The following is a 17,573-nucleotide window of genomic DNA, read 5'->3' as shown; positions in this document are numbered from 1 at the left end:
GTACAAAAGCCCGCCGCAACGTTTTGTTGCAGCGGGCTCGGTGGCTTGGCTCACAGTGAAATAGACTGGATCTGTTCACCGGTAAAAAAGTCAAAGTACACGTACTGCGCCTTTCCGTCTTCAGTCGTGTAGTACACATCCCAAATGGGCCGTTTCTCCCCGTTTTTCTCCGTGATAAGCCCCGGCAAGATCCGTTTAATATTAGCTTCAGGCAACTGGGACAAAATGTCGTCCCGACTGACGCCGTCAGAAAGACGTTCACTCCATACGTCGTCGTCCTGCACCCAAATGACGACTTTCTCTCCGTCACGGTTTTTTCCTGTTATAACGTGATGGCCGCGGTCTCCGGGATAGTAGTCAACGGATAGGACAGAAGCCACATTCGTTTCGCTCTTTGCTACAGCTAACGCGTCTTCTGCCTTGGCGACTTCTGCTGATTTGAAATCTCGATAGATGAGCAGCAGTTGCCATATAAAGATAAGGACTACTATGCCGACAATAAAAAACCACTTTTTCACTCCGACGACTCCCCGAACAAGTAAATTAAGCGCCGTTTGAGTTCGCGTGTCTCCCCGCTCTTGAGGACGTCCACCTGAATTTGATGTAAATCGAGGCTATGTTCATTGTACCAAAGTGTATACCGGACTTCCATTCTTTGTGCCACGTTGCGCACGATTTCCGGGGTCGCCATTTGGTCGCCCAACATAGTGTGCACCGACTCCTCAACTTGATCGTCGGTTAAAGACATTGCCACTGCTTTCCAACCTGACGGGGACAGTTTGCTGCTGTCGGGAGCCCACGAAAGATTTCGAAATCCGTTTTTTAACTGTTGCATATGTTCACGGGGAGAAAACATTTCCGGAGCAGTATGCGCGTCGTTTTTCTCTTTGTCCGTCTGCCACTCCACCTTGTCCCCGCGGCCGGATAGCCGGACAAAGGACTGTCGAACATGTTCTCCTTCCAGTTGCCACCTCTCCCCTGTTGCCGTTCCCTTCATGCTGGCAACTGTTTTTCCGTCAATCTCGGCCCACAGTCGATAAGCGACAGGATCATCCATTTGGAGAAAGCGGTTGATCACTTGTTCGATTTCGGCAGGATCCGGACGTGGAAGATTCTGGAGAGGACTGTTGTCCTGTTGGCCGTTTTGGCAAGCGGCGACGATCAAACACAGAAGGAGAATGACTGCAGCATTTCTCCACGACAAGCGCATTTCGGACCCTCCGTCTGTAAACGGTCTCACTAAACATATGTCAGTCGTACGCTTTTTAGAACTGCATGCCGTGGAAAAGTGCTGGCTAAACCGTACAAAAGTTGTTAGACATAGTGCGGAAAGGACGTGCCATACTAAAGCTACAGGAGACAAGGAGGTGAGGGTGCTGGTCAGCTGGTTGCACTCCCTGGACCCGTCCCTGTCCAAACATCTGCAGGAACTGGGGATTGCTCCCCAATGGGTTGAAGAAAAAGTGAATGAACAGTGCTGTGCTTCACTGGCTTACCGTCATCGTTTGACTAACGGAGACTGGATGGAGACATCGCGACCGCGATTTCACATTCGCATAGACGCAGAGTGTTCGTCTTGTCACCGTTAGTATATCCCAAAATGTCCTACCTATGCCTACCGCTGTCAGCCCGGTTTAACCGGGCATTTTTTTGTTTCAGTCTTAAATTTAAAAATCGGTACACGTCTAAACGTTTGATTAATTTAAAGTACAGAATCTAGTGACGCGGTCGCGTTAATGAATATTTCTGTTCATATGCTTCCCGTTTTCCCTGAAAAAAATCAGAACGAAATTCAGCCATTGTGTTGCCGTACACGGCGTTTTGGCCGCCTCCGGCCCCATCACCGCCAACTCTCCCCCTGAAAGCGGCAGGCGATATTTTCTCCAAAGACCGGTCTGCTAAAGCGTCACGCCCGGCATGTACGCTTTTGCGAACGGTCACCGAAATTTTCGGCACTCGTCGCTTTAGAGACGACGGCCGCCATTTTCCCCATGGCGGATCATACTGATTCCGTTTCACTCGTGTTCACTGACACATCGGCGAGGAACAACAACGAGACGTCATTCACACGTCGAACCGTTTATGACGCAATTCCCCTCAGCCAAAAAGGCCTGTGTCTGCGTTCCCCAGCATCCGATCCGAGCTTTATCCAGTTCTCTCCTAAAGTTAAGAAGTTGAAGTTTGCCGTTTTTCAGAAGCTCGCTTGAAAACTGGCCGGACAATAGACCGGCCAGTACGACGTGTTGAGATTTTGAACGATCAGAAACTTCAATGGCTGCCGCCTGTCCTTTTTCCGGAGCGGAAAGATTGCCATGCGGGAAGGGCTAAAGAAAGCAGTGCCAAAATCAGGAGGGAAAAGGCGATCGGCTGAGACCAAAAGATCGAGAGTTGGCCGTTTGATATCGTCAAACTTTGCCTGAGGGCGTTCTCCATCATCCCGCCGAGAATGAAGGCCAGAATAAAAGGAGCTGCCGGAAAGGAAAACAGCCGCATCAAGTACCCAATAGCACCAAATGCCAACAATACGTAAAGATCGAAGACATTAAAACTGATGGCGTACACACCGATGACACAAAACACGATGATGAGCGAAATCAACATCGGGCGCGGTATAGCCAGAACTTTGGCAATATAAGGGATGAGAGGGAGATTTAAGATCAGCAAAAAAACGTTTCCGATATACATGCTGACGATCACTCCCCAGAATATGTCCGGTCGATCTTGCATGAGTAGTGGTCCCGGATTGACATCGAGGACGAGCAGCGCCCCGAGCAGTACCGCGGTCGTACCGGAGCCCGGGATGCCGAGACTGAGTAACGGTACAAAAGCTCCGCTCGTGGCAGCGTTATTAGCTGTCTCGGGTGCAGTCAAACCTTTGATAGAACCTTTGCCAAATTCCGAAGGATGCTTGGACAACCGCTTTTCCAAGACATAGCTGATAAACGAAGCGATTGTCGCACCGGCCCCGGGGAGGACTCCGAGAATAAAACCAATCAACGAATGGCGTCCCATCGGCCCGCTCATTTCCTTAAAATCCGCTTTCGTCAATTTCAGACTGCCAATCGTTTTATTGTGGCTATTAAATGCCGGTTTACGATGGGCGACCAGCGTGCACACTTCCGCGAGAGCGAACAGCCCGAGAGCCACTACGAGGAAGTCGATCCCTTCCAAAAGGTTAGGATTACCAAAAGTGAAACGCGGCGTTCCGGTTTGCGAATCGATGCCGACGGTGACGGCCATGAAACCGAGCACGGCCGAAATTAACGCTTTCACCGTCGAACCTTCAGATAGACTGGTAATCGCCGTTAGCCCGAGTAACATCAAGGCGAAATACTCCGGTGGGCCGAACACGATTGCCACGCTGGACAGCACTGGTGCAAACAGCATGAGCAGAATGACACTAACTGTGCCTCCGACGAAAGACGCAATTGCCGCTATAGCGAGAGCTTTGCCCGCATCTCCTCTCTGCGCCATCGGGTAGCCGTCGAACGCCGTTGCCACCGTTCCGGAAATACCTGGAGCGTTTAACAAGATGGATGACGTAGAGCCTCCGAAAATAGCGCCGTAGTAAACACCGGCCATTAAAATTAGGGCTACTGCCGGATCCATTCCGTACGTGACGGGAATCATGAGCGCAATGGCGCTAATAGGCCCTAGTCCCGGCATCATGCCGATAAACGTGCCGACCAAAACACCGATGAAGACGAACAACAAACCTTGCAGACTGAAAGCTGTTTGAATGCCGCTCACAAGACCGTCGAGCATGGCCACATCCTTCACCTCACGTTCAAAAGGGAGCGATACCTTGCGGCAGATGGATGCCTAAACCATATCGAAACAATGTGTAGAGAACGGACGGAACGACTATGGAAACGATACCGTTAACGATGTTCCGCCGATAACCGAGAAAGCGGGTACACGTAAACAAAAACAGCGTCGATACCGCAATGAATCCGACCCTCTCCAGCAATGCGACATAAAGGAGCAGGAATAGAAACACACCGAACAGTTTCCCAGCCTGTTGTTTTGATACCGTTCGCTTTTGCTCTTTGTCTTCACTTTCTCGATCGGAACTGAAAAACAGGATTAGCGACAATATGAGCAAGAGTGTACCGAGTCCAATCGGTACCACATCGGCATCTACTGGGACGTACGGATAACTGGGCAATCGCAAGCTTAAATAGACATACCAGATGGAAATTGCAATTAAAACGAGACTGATTTTTCGGTCGGTCGGTTTTAACATCGCATTTCACCCTGTCCAAACTTTTTCAAGACCAGGAATACTGAGTGGTGCAGCCCTCTAGTCACCCAGTCCGAGCTCATCCAGCAACTCCTGCATAGACTGTTCTTCTTCCGACAAGAACACCTCGAAATCTTCACTGTCCATAAACCATTCATTCCACCCGTATTTCTCGCGAATGTCCTGCCACCCTTCAGAGTCATTCAGCTGCTTGAATTTTTCTTCGTAGTAAATGCGTGCAGATTCACTCATATCCGGTGGTCCAAAAAACCCACGCCAGTTGACAAAGGTCTCATCAATGCCTTGTTCTTTCGCGGTGGGGAAGTCTTCCATCACGTCGCCTGTCAGACGTTCTTCAGAAGTCACCCCCAACACTTTAATTTTGCCGGCACGGACTTGCTCAATTGTTTCAGTGACACCGGTTGAATATACGTCGGCACTCCCGTTGAGCAAGTTCGTCATGGCACTGCCGTCCTGCGCGGACACGTATTTAATTTTTGTGATATCGACACCGGCTGCCTTTGCGATTTTGGCGAATTGAATGTGATCCATACTGCCGGGGGACGACTCCCCGATAACTGTTATGTCAGACGGGCTTTCCTTCATGTCCGCGAACAAATCGTTCAGGTTGTCCCATTTCGCATCAGCCCGCACTGCAAAAGCGGCGTAATCGGAAATCACATTGGCGATTGGCGTAAAATCATCGTAACGGTATTCAGACTGTCCGTTTAACGGAACGAGTAACAGCGGGGGGACGCTACAAACAAAAAGTGAGGATCTCCCCTTTTCCCTGCAATGTACGACCATCCGACTGCACCACCGCCTCCTTCCTTGTTCACGACGGCCATGCCTTTGTCGATGATCCCTTCTTGTTCAAACACCTCAGCAGCCATTCTCGCCGTCGTATCCCAGCCTCCCCCTGCGCCGGCAGGCGCGACAATTTCAATCGACTTTTCCGGTTCCCATTGTCCTTCTGCCGTCGATTCCCCGTCGTCACTGGCACAAGCGGTTAAACTCGTCAATAGCAGTGCCAAACTGAGCATCAGAATTTTCTTCACCGAAGTCACCTCTCCTTTGGTTCAGTTGGCACTATCGTAAAACATTTGACGAAGATTGTAAGCGTTAACAAAATATTGTGCATTAAAAATATAAATCTCTATTTTGTTCATTTTGTGCACCGCGGACGCAAAAAATATCGGCGCTCCGGACGCCCGACTACGCCGTAGATCGGCTGTGCCTCCGCTTCATTCACTGATATGAGGTATTCAAGATACCGCCTGGCCGTCGTTCTGGAAGCGCCGAGACGTTTTCCCATTTCTCCGGCTGTTATGCCTGTCGGTGTCTCTTGAAGCAATTGCCTTACTTTGTCCAGCGTTAACGAGTCAATCCCCTTGGGAAGGGGGTGTGAATCAGGTGGGACGTGTCCGATGAGTCTGTCAATACGTTCTTGAGTGACCGAATCTTGTGCCAACAGCGTTTCCCTGTAATGGCGGTAGCGCTCTAACGTGCGTTTCAATCGAGGGAGAGATACCGGTTTTATAATAAAGTCAAACGTCCCGTAACGAAGGGCCGAGTGTAGATGCTCATTTTCAGTGGAAGCGGAAATAATAATGACGTCTACGGACGGAAACTGTTCCCTCATTTTCGGCAGCATTTCCGCACCTAGCTCATCCGGCAGGTATATGTCCAAAATGACGAGATCCACTGGCCTCCGCTTTAAAAGACTGATCGTATCCGCGGCATTGAGGGCTTTCCCGACGCATTGAAATCCGGCCACTTGCGACACGAGCTCTTCGTGGATGTCAGCAATGCGGTAGTCATCTTCGCTGATGCACACGTTGATCATGGAATGACACTCTCCTCCCTTGCGTCTTTTTTGGGTAAAAAGATTGTGAAAACAGCACCTCCGTTCGAACGGTTGACCACTTCAATCATACCGCCCATCTCTTCCACAGCCTGCTTTACAATCGCCAGCCCGAATCCTCGCTCGTTCTGACCTGTAGACTTGTTGGTATATCCTTTTCGAAACAAGAGCTCCACGTTATCCGGCACGCCAGGTCCCGAATCGATGACTTCAAAAACGATGTCGTGTCCGATATCCGTCGCAAAAAAGCGTACTTCTTGTTTCGCGCTCTGTATAACAGCGTCTATCGCATTGTCGATGACATTGCCCAATACTGAAATTAACTGGGCTTGTCCAATATGGGACGGAAGGGGATCGAGCGAGCTGTTTTCATCTATGGTGAAGTGGATTTTCTTTTCAGAGGCTTTTGCCATCTTTCCGACGAGAATAGCCTGGACAGTAGGATCGTGAATGTGCGTGAAGAGCATGCGACTCCCTTTTTCGTGAATGCCCGCTTCTTGCTGTATCAGGTCGATCGCTTTGTCGTAGTGGCCCAATTGCAAATACCCCGAGAGGACGTACAGTTTGTTCGTAAACTCGTGATTTTGTGCTCGAAGATCGTCTGTGTAACGTTTAATATCTGACAAGGTGTTCGCCATTTGAATCATTTCAGTTTTGTCCCGAAAACTGGCAACGACTCCTTCTATTGAACCGTTTTCAACGATGGGCTGGCAATTGACGATAAATACAAGCCCGTTGTGGTAAAATTCTTCATTGTGTTCGGTTTTACCGCTCGTGAGCGCGCTGGTCATTTCAGCGTCGGGCAGTACTTCGTTAATCGGTTTTCCTTCGATGTCTCCTACAATCCCGAGCATTTGCCGGGCAGAGTCGTTGAGCATCGTCACCCGATTGTTTTTGTCCAAAGCGACAATTCCCTCTCGAATGGCTTGCAAAATGGCCATTCGTTCGCGATAGAGGGCAGCGATTTGGTACGGTTCCAAATCATACATGTCCCGCTTGATACTTTTGGCGAGAAAGATACTTCCGACAAACCCCAGAGCGAGTGCGACTAAAGCAAATAAGCCGATGGCACCGAGCTTTTTAAACAGCAAACTGCGAATGTCTTCGATCATAAAACCGACCGAAACGATGCCAATAATTTCCCCATCGTCATCCAAAATGGGGGATTTCCCTCTGAGGGAGGGGCCGAGGGATCCTGTCGCTTTCGATATGTACGACTCCCCGTCGACGAGGGCCCGGTCGTTGTCCCCACCCACCATTTTCTTTCCTATTTTCCGCTCTTCAGGATGCGAGTACCGAATGGATTCGCTATTTCCGATCACGACGAAGTCGGCACCAGTCTGTTTACGAACCTGCTCTGCAAACGGTTGCAGTGTTTCAGAAGGATCGTCTTGTTCGAAGGCTTGAACCACTAAGGGGGTCTGGGCGACGAGGACTGCCGTGCTCAACGCTTTATCACCTATCGTCTCTTCGATCTCGGCTGCTTCAATGAAAGCGAAAATACTAGACAGCACGAGGATGACAAACGTCATCAACCCGAGCGTCAACCCGATAATTTTCGTACGCACGGCAATCTTCACGTTTTCCCCTCCTGTTGTTCTGCCCGCTTATATGTGTAACTGCCCCCACACCTTATTAACTTGATAATGAATGCGCTCCTCGTCCAGTGTGAGACATTGTCTATTGCGCATGAGCGGACGGCCGTTCACGTACACATCTTGCACGTCACTGCTGGTTGCACTGTACACGACATGAGATAGGAAGTCGTGGTGGGGCAACCAGTGGGCTCCCTTTATGTCGAGGGTGATGAAATCTGCTTTTTTTCCTACTTCCAACGAACCCAATTCACTTAAAAAGGCAGCTTCAGCTCCGTATCGTGTCGCCATTTTTAACGCGGTAGCAGCCGGGACGGCGGTCGGATCTTGTGTCGTCCCTTTGTGCACCAGGGCAGCCAAGCGCATTTCTTCCATCATGTCGAGGTTGTTGTTGCTGGCCGCGCCGTCTGTTCCGAGGGATGGGCGCAAGCCTTTTTTCAGCATTGTTGGAATCGGGGCGACACCGCTCCCCAGTTTCAAGTTGCTTCCCAGGTTGTGCGATATTTTGACGTCTTTATGTACTAAAATGTCTATTTCGTCGTCGTTGACATGGACGGCGTGGGCGACGAGAGTCGGTCGGTCGAACACGCCGAGCTCCAGTAAGTGGGCGACTGGGCGTTTGCCGTACTCTTCCACATTTTGCTGCACTTCCCGGGCCGTTTCGGACATGTGGACGTGAATCGGAACATTCAACGCGGTGGACTGGTCCACAATTTGCGTAATCAAGTCGGGTTGGCACGTATATGGAGCGTGTGGAGCCATCATCGTGGTAATTCTGCCTCCTGCGGCGCCGTGCCACTCCTGGACAAATCGCGTCGCGTCTTTCAATTTGTTTTCCTGCTCTTCCTTTGACCCGAGCCCGATAATGCCCCTGCTCAAACACGCCCTGATGCCCGACTGCATGACGGCGTGGGCCACTTCGTCCATGTAGTCGTACATGTCGACGAAAGTTGTCGTCCCGCTTTTTATCATTTCCAAAATGGACAAATACGTGCCCCACTTGACGTGTTGCGGGCCGAATTTGTCTTCTACAGGCCAAATCTTGGTCTCCAGCCACTCTTTGAGCGGCAAGTCGTCGGCAAAACCGCGCAACAGGGACATAGCCGCGTGGCCGTGCGTGTTGATCAGCCCTGGCATTATCAGTTTACCGCGCACATCGATGACGTCGTCGTAAGCCCACACGTTCTCTGGGGTTTTTCCGATATATGCAATTTTGTCGCCCTCTACGGCCATGGCTCCTTCAACAACGTCGTCTTTTTCGTTTGCGGTGACGATGACAGCATTGATGAACAAACGTTTCACGAATCTACTCTCTCCTCTCTCATATATTGAATCAGACAGGTGATGAAAACGTCAAGTGCGAATGACGTGTAAGATCGCGTCTAATGACTGACGCTTGCGAACGTCTAACACCTTTTGGAAGATGTCGCCTGTCACTTCCAGCCGCCTGTGGATGTTGAGGAGGGTGAAGTCGTCAGGATGTACGCCCTTCTCCAATTCACGCCACGAAACAGGCGTGGACACCGGGGCTTGTGCCCTCGCCCGAGGCGAATAGGGGGCGGCAATCGTCTTCCCGTGCCAGTGCTGCAAATAGTCGAAGTACACTTTGTGGCCGCGCAGGCGTTTCATCCTCTCCAGTGTCACGAGGCGAGGATGCCGTTCCTGTAAATACTTGCCGAGAAACTGTCCGACTCGTCTCGTCTGTTTAAATGAGTAACGCCTCTCAATCGGCACGTACACTTGAATGCCGGTGGCTCCCGACGTTTTGGCGAATGCGTTCAGTCCGATGGATTGGAGCACCTGATGTAGCAGGAGGGCCACTTCCGTCACAGCCTCAAACCCTTCTCGAGAAGGGTCTAAATCAAATACGAGTTCAGCCGGGATGTCGCTTCCGGCCAAATGAAACGACGTGTGAAATTCCAGTGCCGCTTGTGTGGCCAACCAGACGAGAGTCGCGGTATTTTGCAATAAAATGTATTCATTGTCTCCGTCCGTTTTCGTCTCGACCCAATCCGGCGCATAGGAAGGAATGTTTTTTTGGTAAAAGTGTTTTCCCCGCACTCCATCTGGGTAGCGTATAACTGTGAGCAAGCGGTCTCTCGTGTATGGCAGCATAAACGGTGCGAGGCGGGCCATGTGCATCACGTAGTCCCATTTCGTCATTGAGATGTCGGGAAAGAGAATTTTGTCTGGATTGGTGACTTGAATGTGCTTGCCTTCAACTTTCACGATTTTGTCCTTCAATTCCTTCACTCGCCATCACGCGTATTTTTCTTTTTATATATCTTGGCAGATTTTAATCAAACGTACTACAATGGGAATTAAGTTTGACACATACAGTTCAAACAGCACTTATTTCTTTTTGTCCAATATTTTTTCGTGTATACTCTGAAATTAGGATTGAAGAGGGAGTGAAGGACTTCATGACCGCAAAAGACAGAGAATTACTGGAACACGCAAGGCAACCGTTTATCCAATCACTGGCCGAAACGATGGATTTGTACGGTGTAACCCCCTCTATTGGCCGGTTGTACGCTATCCTCTATTTTGAAGATGAGCCGATGACACTGGATGAAATGCGGGAATCCCTCGGAATGAGCAAGACGAGCATGAGCACCGGGGTGCGCAAACTGACGGACATCAATATGGTCAAAAAAGTGTGGAAAAAAGGGGTTCGAAAAGATTTATACGAAGCGGAAAAAAATTTTTATAAAACATTTGTCGACTTTTTTTGTACGAAATGGCAGCAAGAAGTGAATATGAATAAAGAAGCAGTCGCTAAAACACAAGCTTCCCTGGAAGCGTTGTTGGATGACGACAGTGTATCTGAAGACGTGAAATTTGAAGTGCACCGGGATTTACAAAAACTGAAGGAAGCGGAGTCTTACTACAGCTGGTTACAGGAGTTACTGAACCGATGCCGAAATGGCGACATTTACAAATGGTTACCCAAACCAGACGTCCGAGATTAAATAAAAGGGGCGGATAAAACCGCCCTCAATTCTTTATGAAAGTGTTGACTCCTCTAGTCCGAGGCAACGCCGGTACAGCCATTTGTACCCTTCTAAATCAATGTCCCGCGGGTTGCCAACCGTTTGTGGATCTTCTAAAGCAGCTTGAGCGTAACGGTCAATCTCACCGGGGTTTACACCTTGTTCTGACAAACTTGGAATGTTGAGTTCGCGCACCAGCCTTTCTACTTCGCGAACGGACTGTTTGGCTGCTTCTTCCACACTCATGTCTGCCGTATTCACACCGAGCGCTTCCGCAATGCGAGCGAACTTTTCCGGGTTCCCCATCCAGTTGTACTCCATAACGGCCGGAAGCATCGCTGACACACATTGGCCGTGCATTACCGGGATCATCCCTCCAAGTGTTTGCGACATGGCGTGGGCGGCTCCGGCGGATTCGCTCCCGTATGACAATCCGGCCAACATGGCCGCTTGAGCCATACCGTGACGAGCTTCCATATCGTGCCCGTCCGCATAAGCACGGCGGATGTACTTACTGACGTATTCGATGGCCAGCAAGGCAACGGCATCCGTGATCGGCTGCGCCCAATGGCACGTGTAACATTCAATGGCGTGTGACAGTGCATCAATCCCGGTGGCAGCCGTAACGTGCGGCGGCATGGACACATGTAATTCAGGGTCGATGATCGCCACGTGAGCTGCAATGAGCGGCCCTCCCGTGTTGAATTTAATTTCACGCTCAGGATCTTTAATCACTGCCCACTGGGTAACCTCGCTGCCCGTTCCAGCCGTAGTGGGGATGGTTATGAGGGGAGGTATCCGTTTTTCTAGCGGTTTGCCTTGATCGGATGCCTCATAATGTAGCACAGGGGCTCTGTGTACGACTTCCACTCCGATTGCTTTGGCCGTGTCCATACAGCTGCCGCCACCGACAGCGACGAGCCCGTCGCAGTTGTGCTCGTTAAAGGCCGCACTCCCTCTTGCGACAAGAAAGGTATCCGGTTCTCCTCTGACTTCGCGAAAAACGAACACCTTGATTCCGGCGTTCCGCAGACGACGTTCAATCGGCTCGACGACACCGGCTTGATACAAGCGGTCATCGGTGACGATCATCGCTTTCGATACACCGAGTTTCTTCCCTTCTTCCCCGACGTGGTGAACGGCTCCGACAGAAGATTTAACGACAGTCGGCATTTCAAACGATTTAAAACGTGTCATTCGTTCGAATTTCATCATGTCTCCTCAACCCTTTCACGATTTTTGCCAAACCAGTTCATCGGTTGTGGATTGATATTTTGGAAAATGTGTTTTTGTTCCGTATATTCTTCCAAACCGGTTTTACCGAGTTCCCTGCCGATACCCGACTGCTTGTACCCGCCCCACGGAGCTTGCGGAAAGTAAGGGTGATAGTCGTTAATCCAGACCGTTCCTAAGCGGAGGGAGCGACTGACTCGTTCCGCCCGGTTCATGTTTTGCGTCCAAACGGCTCCTGCCAGTCCGTAAACAGAATCGTTGGCGAGGCGGATAGCTTCTTCCTCAGTACGGAATGTTTCAACGGTTAGAATGGGGCCGAACGTCTCTTCCTGCACGATGCGCATGTCCGGTGAACATTCGTCAAAGACAGTCGGTTCAAAGAAAAATCCTCGGGACAGTTCTTCTTGTTCCGGCCGTTTACCGCCGGTGAGTAATTTCGCTCCTTCTTTCAATCCAATTTTCACAAATGTCTCTACCTTTTCCCGGTGTTCGGCAGAAATGAGTGGCCCCATTTCTGTTTCGTCATCCATCCCGCTACCTAAACGAATGTTTTTGACACGTTCCACGAGTGATGCGACAAACTGGTCGTGCAGGCTTTCCTCCACAATCAGTCTCGCCCCGGCTGAACACACTTGGCCTGCGTGGAAGTAAACGGCGTTTAAAGCGTAGTCCACTGCAGTGTCAAAATCTGCGTCGGCAAAAATGACATTCGGGTTTTTTCCACCTAGTTCAAGGGCGATCTTTTTAAAATTGATAGAAGCGGCGCGCATAATTTTTCGCCCCGTAACACCTCCGCCAGTAAAAGAGATGAGATCGACGTTGCAAGATTCCGCTAACGTTTGGCCGACTACAGACCCCAGGCCAGTGACGATGTTGACAACCCCTTTTGGAATTCCGGCTTCTTCCACAAGCTCCGCTATTTTCAGTGATGTTAAAGGTGTGATTTCACTCGGTTTTAAGATAACAGTGTTACCCGCCGCCAGCGCTGGCGCCAACTTCCATGATGCCTGTAAAAGCGGATAATTCCACGGGGTAATTAAGGCACATACGCCGACAGGCTCTCTGACGATACGGCTAATCGAATTTTTAATGGGCGAATCAATGAGTTCTCCGCCGTCTTTGTCTGCCATTCCGGCGTAATAGCGAAAGACGTCTGCAATGTCGTCCATGTCAGAACGACTTTCCGCCAGTGTTTTACCCGTATCAAGCGTTTCCAGTACCGCCAACTGTTCGTGATCCCTGTCGATGAGTTCTGCCGTTCGATACAGGAATCGTCCCCGTTCACTTCCCGAAAGGCTTGGCCACGGTCCAGTGTCAAAAGCCTCTCTCGCTGCGCGTATCGCTTTTTCCGCATCTTCGCGGTTTCCGGCAGGCGCCATCGCAAGCACTTCCTGGTTGAATGGGTTTATAATCTCGTGAACGGATCCGTCTCCTGCCGGAATCCAATTGCCGTCTACGTACATATTGAGCCGGGGACGTTGTCCTCTCATGACGTCCTGGCTTTTCCCCGCTTGTACCCGGTCAATGGACACATCTATCCCTCCCAATATTATAATTATACAGATATTACTGTACAAACAGTTTATAATTTAGATTAACACATTCATGCAGTGCTGACAATTCGTTCATTTTATTTGACATATATTATCGTTATGTTAAGATTGAACAGAAATAACTGTATAAATAGTTTTTTTCTCTGTATTTTCTCATCCACGCTTGTTATACTTCATGTGCCATTGACGCGAAAAAATTTAAGGTTGAAGGAGGGATAAATTCTGGGATGGTGGCGAAAGGGTTCATCTGTGACACATTCAATTGAACAAGGGGTGATGTGCAGTAATGCCATATACGGATAACCCTCAGCGGCAGGACGGTGTCAACGTCCTGGCGAATACACCGAGGAAAAAGAAAATTCCTTCTTGGGGTATCGGATTAATCGGAATCGTCCTCGCTTTTACGTTCATTGCCGTATACTCATTGATCGCGGGGAGTCCGGTACACTGGAGCACGCTTGGCGCCATGTTACTGTTTTACTTGTTTATCTACTACATTGGCGTTGTCACTGCGAGGAGAAAAAACACCGGATTAAAGGACATGATGTTAGCCAGCCGGCAAATGCCGTTGTGGGTGGCCATGATGACGATGGGTGCGACCTGGGTCGGCGGAGGCTATATAAACGGAACGGCTGAATATGCTTACGCTTCGGGCATGGTGTGGGTTCAGGCGCCATGGGGTTACGCGTTAAGTCTCATTATTGGCGGTGTTTTTTACGCGAGAAAAATGCGACGCTACGAGTTTACGACAATGCTTGACCCTTTAGAAGCTCGTTTTGGAAAAAAAGTGACTGGCATTTTGTACATCCCGGCGTTGGCTGGAGAAGTTTTTTGGAGCGGTGCCATTTTGACGGCGCTCGGCACGACGTTTGGGACGATATTAGGCCTGGATTTCACAACGTCAATCATACTTTCTGCGGCTATTGCCATTGCCTACACGGTCGTCGGCGGCTTGTGGTCTGTCGCCTACACTGACGTAGTCCAGCTCGCGATGATTATATTTGGTTTATTTCTCGTCATTCCTTTTTCCCTTCAGTACACTGGCGGGTTAGAAAATACGTGGACCCATTATGTCGCAGGCATGCAAGAATTAGGAAACAACTACGCGAACTTGTTTCCACCACTAGACGGATGGCGCGATCCGAGTTGGGGAAATTGGTATTGGAACTGGTGGGACAACGCATTGATGCTCATTTTCGGTGGGATTGCTTGGCAGGTATACTTCCAGCGCGTTCTCTCGGCTAAGAATGAAAAGACGGCGATGTGGCTGTCGATTATGGCTGGAGTGTTCGCGTTGTTAGCCGCAATTCCGGCCGCTTTAATCGGGGTGATTGGATTTAATGCCGATTGGGCGCAATTGGGCACACAAGAGCCGGAAAGTCCGTCCCTTATATTGCCTTACGTCTTGCGCTATATGACACCTGACTTGGTGTCGGCCATCGGTCTAGGGGCACTCGCAGCAGCTGTCATGTCATCTGTTGATTCATCGATTTTATCTGCTTCATCGATGGCGGCGTGGAACGTTTATCGACCATTAATTCGTCCGAAAACGACGAAGGCCCACTTGCAAAAAGTGATTAAGCAGGCGATCGTCATAATCGGTGTTGCTGCGACGCTTATCGCGATAAATGTGAAAAGTGTATACGAACTGTGGTATTTATGCAGTGATTTTGTTTACTGCATTTTGTTCCCGCAGTTAACCACAGCGCTCTTTTTTAAAGGAGCGAACAAGTACGGCTCCATAGCGGGACTCATGGTCGCGTTTGTGCTCAGGTTCGGAGGCGGGGAGCCCGTGTTGGGGATACCGACCATTATCCCTTATCCGATGCTCGAAGATGGCGTTGTTTTATTTCCTTTCCGTACGTTGGCGATGGTGTCCAGTTTGTTAACGATTTTCATCGTCTCGAAATTGACGGCTCGCATCTGTCCCCCTTTGCCTTTGCGCAACTTGAAAAAAATCTCGTGACGATACCGGGAGTTTTCGCTCCCGGTTTTTAAGTAAACAGTAAAAAGCTTAAGGAGGAATCACTGGCTAGGTGAGGACACACGCTTCCGGAGAGGTTTCTACAAACGCCTGAATACTTGGCTGTCTCAACGTGTGGCCTTTTGTCCATTCCAAAAATTGGACTTTTACCGTGATCTCCGGTTTCACCCAGATCGCGCCCTTGATGCGCTGAGGCCTGTTGACAAACGGCCGATCCGTTACGATGAGCGGCTTGATTCTCTCCGTCAAGGTTTGCCACTCTCCCCTCGTTAACTTCCCAGTGCCGGCGTGGCCGATGTAATGCAAGCGTCCTTTGGCATCGAACGCTCCGAGTAACACGGCGTTGACGATCCCGTCTCGGAGGGTAACTCCTCCCACAACGGCCGTGATGTCCCGGTAGTTTTTTATTTTTTGCCACCGGCTGTCTTTCCCGCTGATCTCGTACTTGCTGTTTAAATCTTTTACGACGATACCTTCCAATTGGTGCTGTTGAACGACCTTAAACAAGTCCGCTCCTTCAGGGTGTGAATGGACTAACTGAACACGGTCACACGGCGTAATGACCGCGGAGAGAATGTCCATGCGCTCACTCAAATTTCGGTGGCGGACCCATTCCCCGTTGCAGTAGACGACATCGAAGATCATGTACGTCACCGGTACGACCTTCCGCATCCGATCGACCCGATCCATTCTGCGGATGCCGTCTCGACGCATCACTTCGTGGAAAGACGGCTTTCCGTCAGCGTCGAGGGCAATGACTTCGCCGTCCAGGATGACAGAGCGGGCGCTGCAAAATGACGAAATTTGCGTGAACTCAGGGTAATGACGCGTGCGCTCACGGCGTTTGCGGTTAAAGAGCCGGACGTCGCGTCCGTCGTAGTAGGTCAATATGCGTACGCCGTCCCACTTGACCTGGGCCGTCCAGCGATCTCCCTTTGGGATTCGGTTAGTCGAAACAGGTTCAAACGGTACAATCGGTTCCAACACGTATCACCTGCCGTTAAAAAGCGGTGCCGAGGCGAAATCCGCCGCACCGCTTTCTTTTCCGCATCATGTCTCTAGCGTTGCCCGTGTTTGACCCACTCCGCCACGGTTACTGTGCGTTTTGCCTGGTGCAGGACGGCGTCGCGTACGTCTTCGACCATGTTTCCGTCTTGGTCGACAGAGACACTCGTTCCGTACGGGTTCCCGCCCCTTTAAAAATAGCATCGTCTGTATACCCTGGTGTCACGACAATACAGCCCCAGTGGTACATCGTCGTATACAGGGACAGGATCGTCGCTTCTTGGCCACCGTGGGAGTTCTGTGCAGAAGTCATAGCGCTGACCACTTTGTTGGCCATTTTCCCTTCAGCCCACAGTCCACCGGTTGTGTCGAGGAACTGTTTCATTTGGGAGGGGACGTTTCCGAAACGCGTCGGCATGCTGAATATGTAAGCATCCGCCCATTCCAGATCGTCCAGCTGGACGGTCGGCACATCTCGCGTAGCTTCTACATGGGCCTTCCACGCCGGATTGCTGGCAATGGCCTCTTCTGGAGCGAGTTCCGGCACTTTGGCTACTTTCACCTCCGCACCGACCCCTTTTGCCCCCTCTTCAGCCCAGCGCGCTAATTGGTAGTTCGTTCCAGTTGAACTGTAGTAAATGACTGCGAGTTTGACTTGGGTCATCGCGTGTATCAGACTCCTTTTTTGCTTATCGTTTGTTTAAGCAGGAGCCTTTATACCCTTTTCACCGTTCTCCGACATGAAACGGTGAGCCTGTACATACAATGACTCAAGGAAACGGGGGTCCTTGCCATGGAGTGGAAAATGTCAGGAAAACAGGTGCTTTTGTGTACGATCATCGCTGCCAACGTCCTCCTGTTGGCACTTATATGGGCCAAATACCAAATCGCCATTCCGCCTGAAGCTGAAACGGCTGTAGCCGGTAGCGCGGAACGCACTTTCACTGAGTACGACTACGAATTAAAAAAGGTCACTGAAACGGACGGATGGCGAATCGAACACTACGAGCTGTACGAAATCACACTGGACGACTCCGGGGACGTCGTATCGAAAAAGCCGACGGGGGAGACGCAATACATGAGGTACTGGACGGGAAGATGAA

16 protein-coding genes and 2 pseudogenes are annotated in these 17,573 nt (G+C 50.3%); 4 read left to right on the top strand and 14 right to left on the bottom strand.

Features of this window, described 5'->3' with window-relative positions; translation table 11 throughout:
• Positions 1 to 50: 50 nt before the first annotated feature.
• Together B0W44_RS14305 and B0W44_RS14300 are read right to left on the bottom strand one after the other, a co-directional pair.
• The gene (locus B0W44_RS14305; protein WP_077720612.1) at positions 51 to 518 is read right to left on the bottom strand and encodes a cell wall elongation regulator TseB-like domain-containing protein; all 468 of its coding nucleotides are present in this window, start codon (positions 516 to 518) and stop codon (positions 51 to 53) included.
• Positions 515 to 1,210, bottom strand: a complete 696-nt coding sequence (locus B0W44_RS14300; RefSeq protein WP_077720611.1) for a hypothetical protein — start codon at positions 1,208 to 1,210, stop codon at positions 515 to 517. Before B0W44_RS14300 ends, B0W44_RS14305 begins: the two co-directional genes overlap by 4 nt.
• 157 nt (positions 1,211 to 1,367) lie before the next feature.
• On the opposite strand from B0W44_RS14300, the gene B0W44_RS14295 reads away from it, so the two are divergent.
• Positions 1,368 to 1,589 (top strand): hypothetical protein, encoded by a 222-nt coding sequence (locus B0W44_RS14295; protein WP_149027033.1) that lies wholly within the window; start codon positions 1,368 to 1,370, stop codon positions 1,587 to 1,589.
• Positions 1,590 to 1,716: 127 nt separating this feature from the next.
• Here B0W44_RS14295 and B0W44_RS14290 read toward each other — a convergent pair whose 3' ends face one another.
• The 8 genes and pseudogenes from B0W44_RS14290 to ligD form a co-directional block, all read right to left on the bottom strand.
• On the bottom strand, positions 1,717 to 1,956 hold the full coding sequence (locus B0W44_RS14290) for a hypothetical protein (protein ID WP_077720609.1): 240 nt from the start codon (positions 1,954 to 1,956) through the stop codon (positions 1,717 to 1,719).
• A 312-nt stretch (positions 1,957 to 2,268) separates the two neighbouring features.
• A complete protein-coding gene (locus B0W44_RS14285; RefSeq protein ID WP_077721424.1) occupies positions 2,269 to 3,765 on the bottom strand; it encodes a tripartite tricarboxylate transporter permease in 1,497 nt (498 codons plus the stop codon).
• Between the two features lie 22 nt (positions 3,766 to 3,787).
• Positions 3,788 to 4,246: a tripartite tricarboxylate transporter TctB family protein gene (locus B0W44_RS14280; protein WP_077720608.1), complete on the bottom strand. Its 459-nt coding sequence runs from the start codon at positions 4,244 to 4,246 to the stop codon at positions 3,788 to 3,790.
• 57 nt (positions 4,247 to 4,303) lie between these two features.
• Positions 4,304 to 5,286 (bottom strand): annotated as a pseudogene (locus B0W44_RS14275) (tripartite tricarboxylate transporter substrate binding protein).
• A 122-nt stretch (positions 5,287 to 5,408) separates the two neighbouring features.
• Complete coding sequence (locus tag B0W44_RS14270) at positions 5,409 to 6,089, bottom strand: response regulator (protein ID WP_077720607.1); 681 nt, start codon at positions 6,087 to 6,089, stop codon at positions 5,409 to 5,411.
• Entirely contained in the window at positions 6,086 to 7,687 is a 1,602-nt protein-coding gene (locus B0W44_RS14265; protein WP_228441192.1) for an ATP-binding protein, read from the bottom strand. The genes B0W44_RS14270 and B0W44_RS14265 overlap by 4 nt, the downstream gene beginning before the upstream one ends.
• Positions 7,688 to 7,714: 27 nt before the next feature.
• Positions 7,715 to 9,004, bottom strand: a complete 1,290-nt coding sequence (locus B0W44_RS14260) for an amidohydrolase (RefSeq protein WP_228441190.1) — start codon at positions 9,002 to 9,004, stop codon at positions 7,715 to 7,717.
• 51 nt (positions 9,005 to 9,055) lie between these two features.
• A complete protein-coding gene (gene ligD / locus B0W44_RS14255) occupies positions 9,056 to 9,931 on the bottom strand; it encodes a non-homologous end-joining DNA ligase (RefSeq protein WP_228441188.1) in 876 nt (291 codons plus the stop codon).
• Between the two features lie 194 nt (positions 9,932 to 10,125).
• Here ligD and cudC point away from each other — a divergent pair, with 194 nt between their 5' ends.
• Positions 10,126 to 10,674: a choline uptake/conversion transcriptional regulator CudC gene (gene cudC, locus B0W44_RS14250; RefSeq protein ID WP_077720606.1), complete on the top strand. Its 549-nt coding sequence runs from the start codon at positions 10,126 to 10,128 to the stop codon at positions 10,672 to 10,674.
• Between the two features lie 33 nt (positions 10,675 to 10,707).
• Here cudC and B0W44_RS14245 read toward each other — a convergent pair whose 3' ends face one another.
• On the bottom strand, positions 10,708 to 11,907 hold the full coding sequence (locus tag B0W44_RS14245; protein ID WP_418304104.1) for a choline dehydrogenase: 1,200 nt from the start codon (positions 11,905 to 11,907) through the stop codon (positions 10,708 to 10,710).
• Positions 11,907 to 13,391 (bottom strand): betaine-aldehyde dehydrogenase, encoded by a 1,485-nt coding sequence (gene betB / locus B0W44_RS14240; protein ID WP_077721419.1) that lies wholly within the window; start codon positions 13,389 to 13,391, stop codon positions 11,907 to 11,909. Before betB ends, B0W44_RS14245 begins: the two co-directional genes overlap by 1 nt.
• A 376-nt stretch (positions 13,392 to 13,767) precedes the next feature.
• On the opposite strand from betB, the gene B0W44_RS14235 reads away from it, so the two are divergent.
• A complete protein-coding gene (locus B0W44_RS14235) occupies positions 13,768 to 15,447 on the top strand; it encodes a high affinity choline transporter 1 (RefSeq protein ID WP_077720604.1) in 1,680 nt (559 codons plus the stop codon).
• Positions 15,448 to 15,513: 66 nt separating this feature from the next.
• Here B0W44_RS14235 and B0W44_RS14230 read toward each other — a convergent pair whose 3' ends face one another.
• Complete coding sequence (locus B0W44_RS14230; RefSeq protein ID WP_077720603.1) at positions 15,514 to 16,449, bottom strand: ATP-dependent DNA ligase; 936 nt, start codon at positions 16,447 to 16,449, stop codon at positions 15,514 to 15,516.
• A 74-nt stretch (positions 16,450 to 16,523) separates the two neighbouring features.
• Positions 16,524 to 17,134, bottom strand: a pseudogene (wrbA, locus tag B0W44_RS14225) (NAD(P)H:quinone oxidoreductase).
• A 129-nt stretch (positions 17,135 to 17,263) separates the two neighbouring features.
• Between wrbA and B0W44_RS14220 the strand changes: the two are divergent.
• Complete coding sequence (locus tag B0W44_RS14220) at positions 17,264 to 17,572, top strand: hypothetical protein (protein WP_077720602.1); 309 nt, start codon at positions 17,264 to 17,266, stop codon at positions 17,570 to 17,572.
• The last annotated feature ends 1 nt before the right edge of the window (position 17,573 follow it).

Origin of the sequence: Novibacillus thermophilus (genome assembly GCF_002005165.1) — a bacterium.
Lineage (GTDB): Bacteria > Bacillota > Bacilli > Thermoactinomycetales > Novibacillaceae > Novibacillus > Novibacillus thermophilus.
The sequence above is the reverse complement of the archived record's forward strand: the minus strand, read 5'-3'. Positions and strand labels throughout refer to the sequence as shown.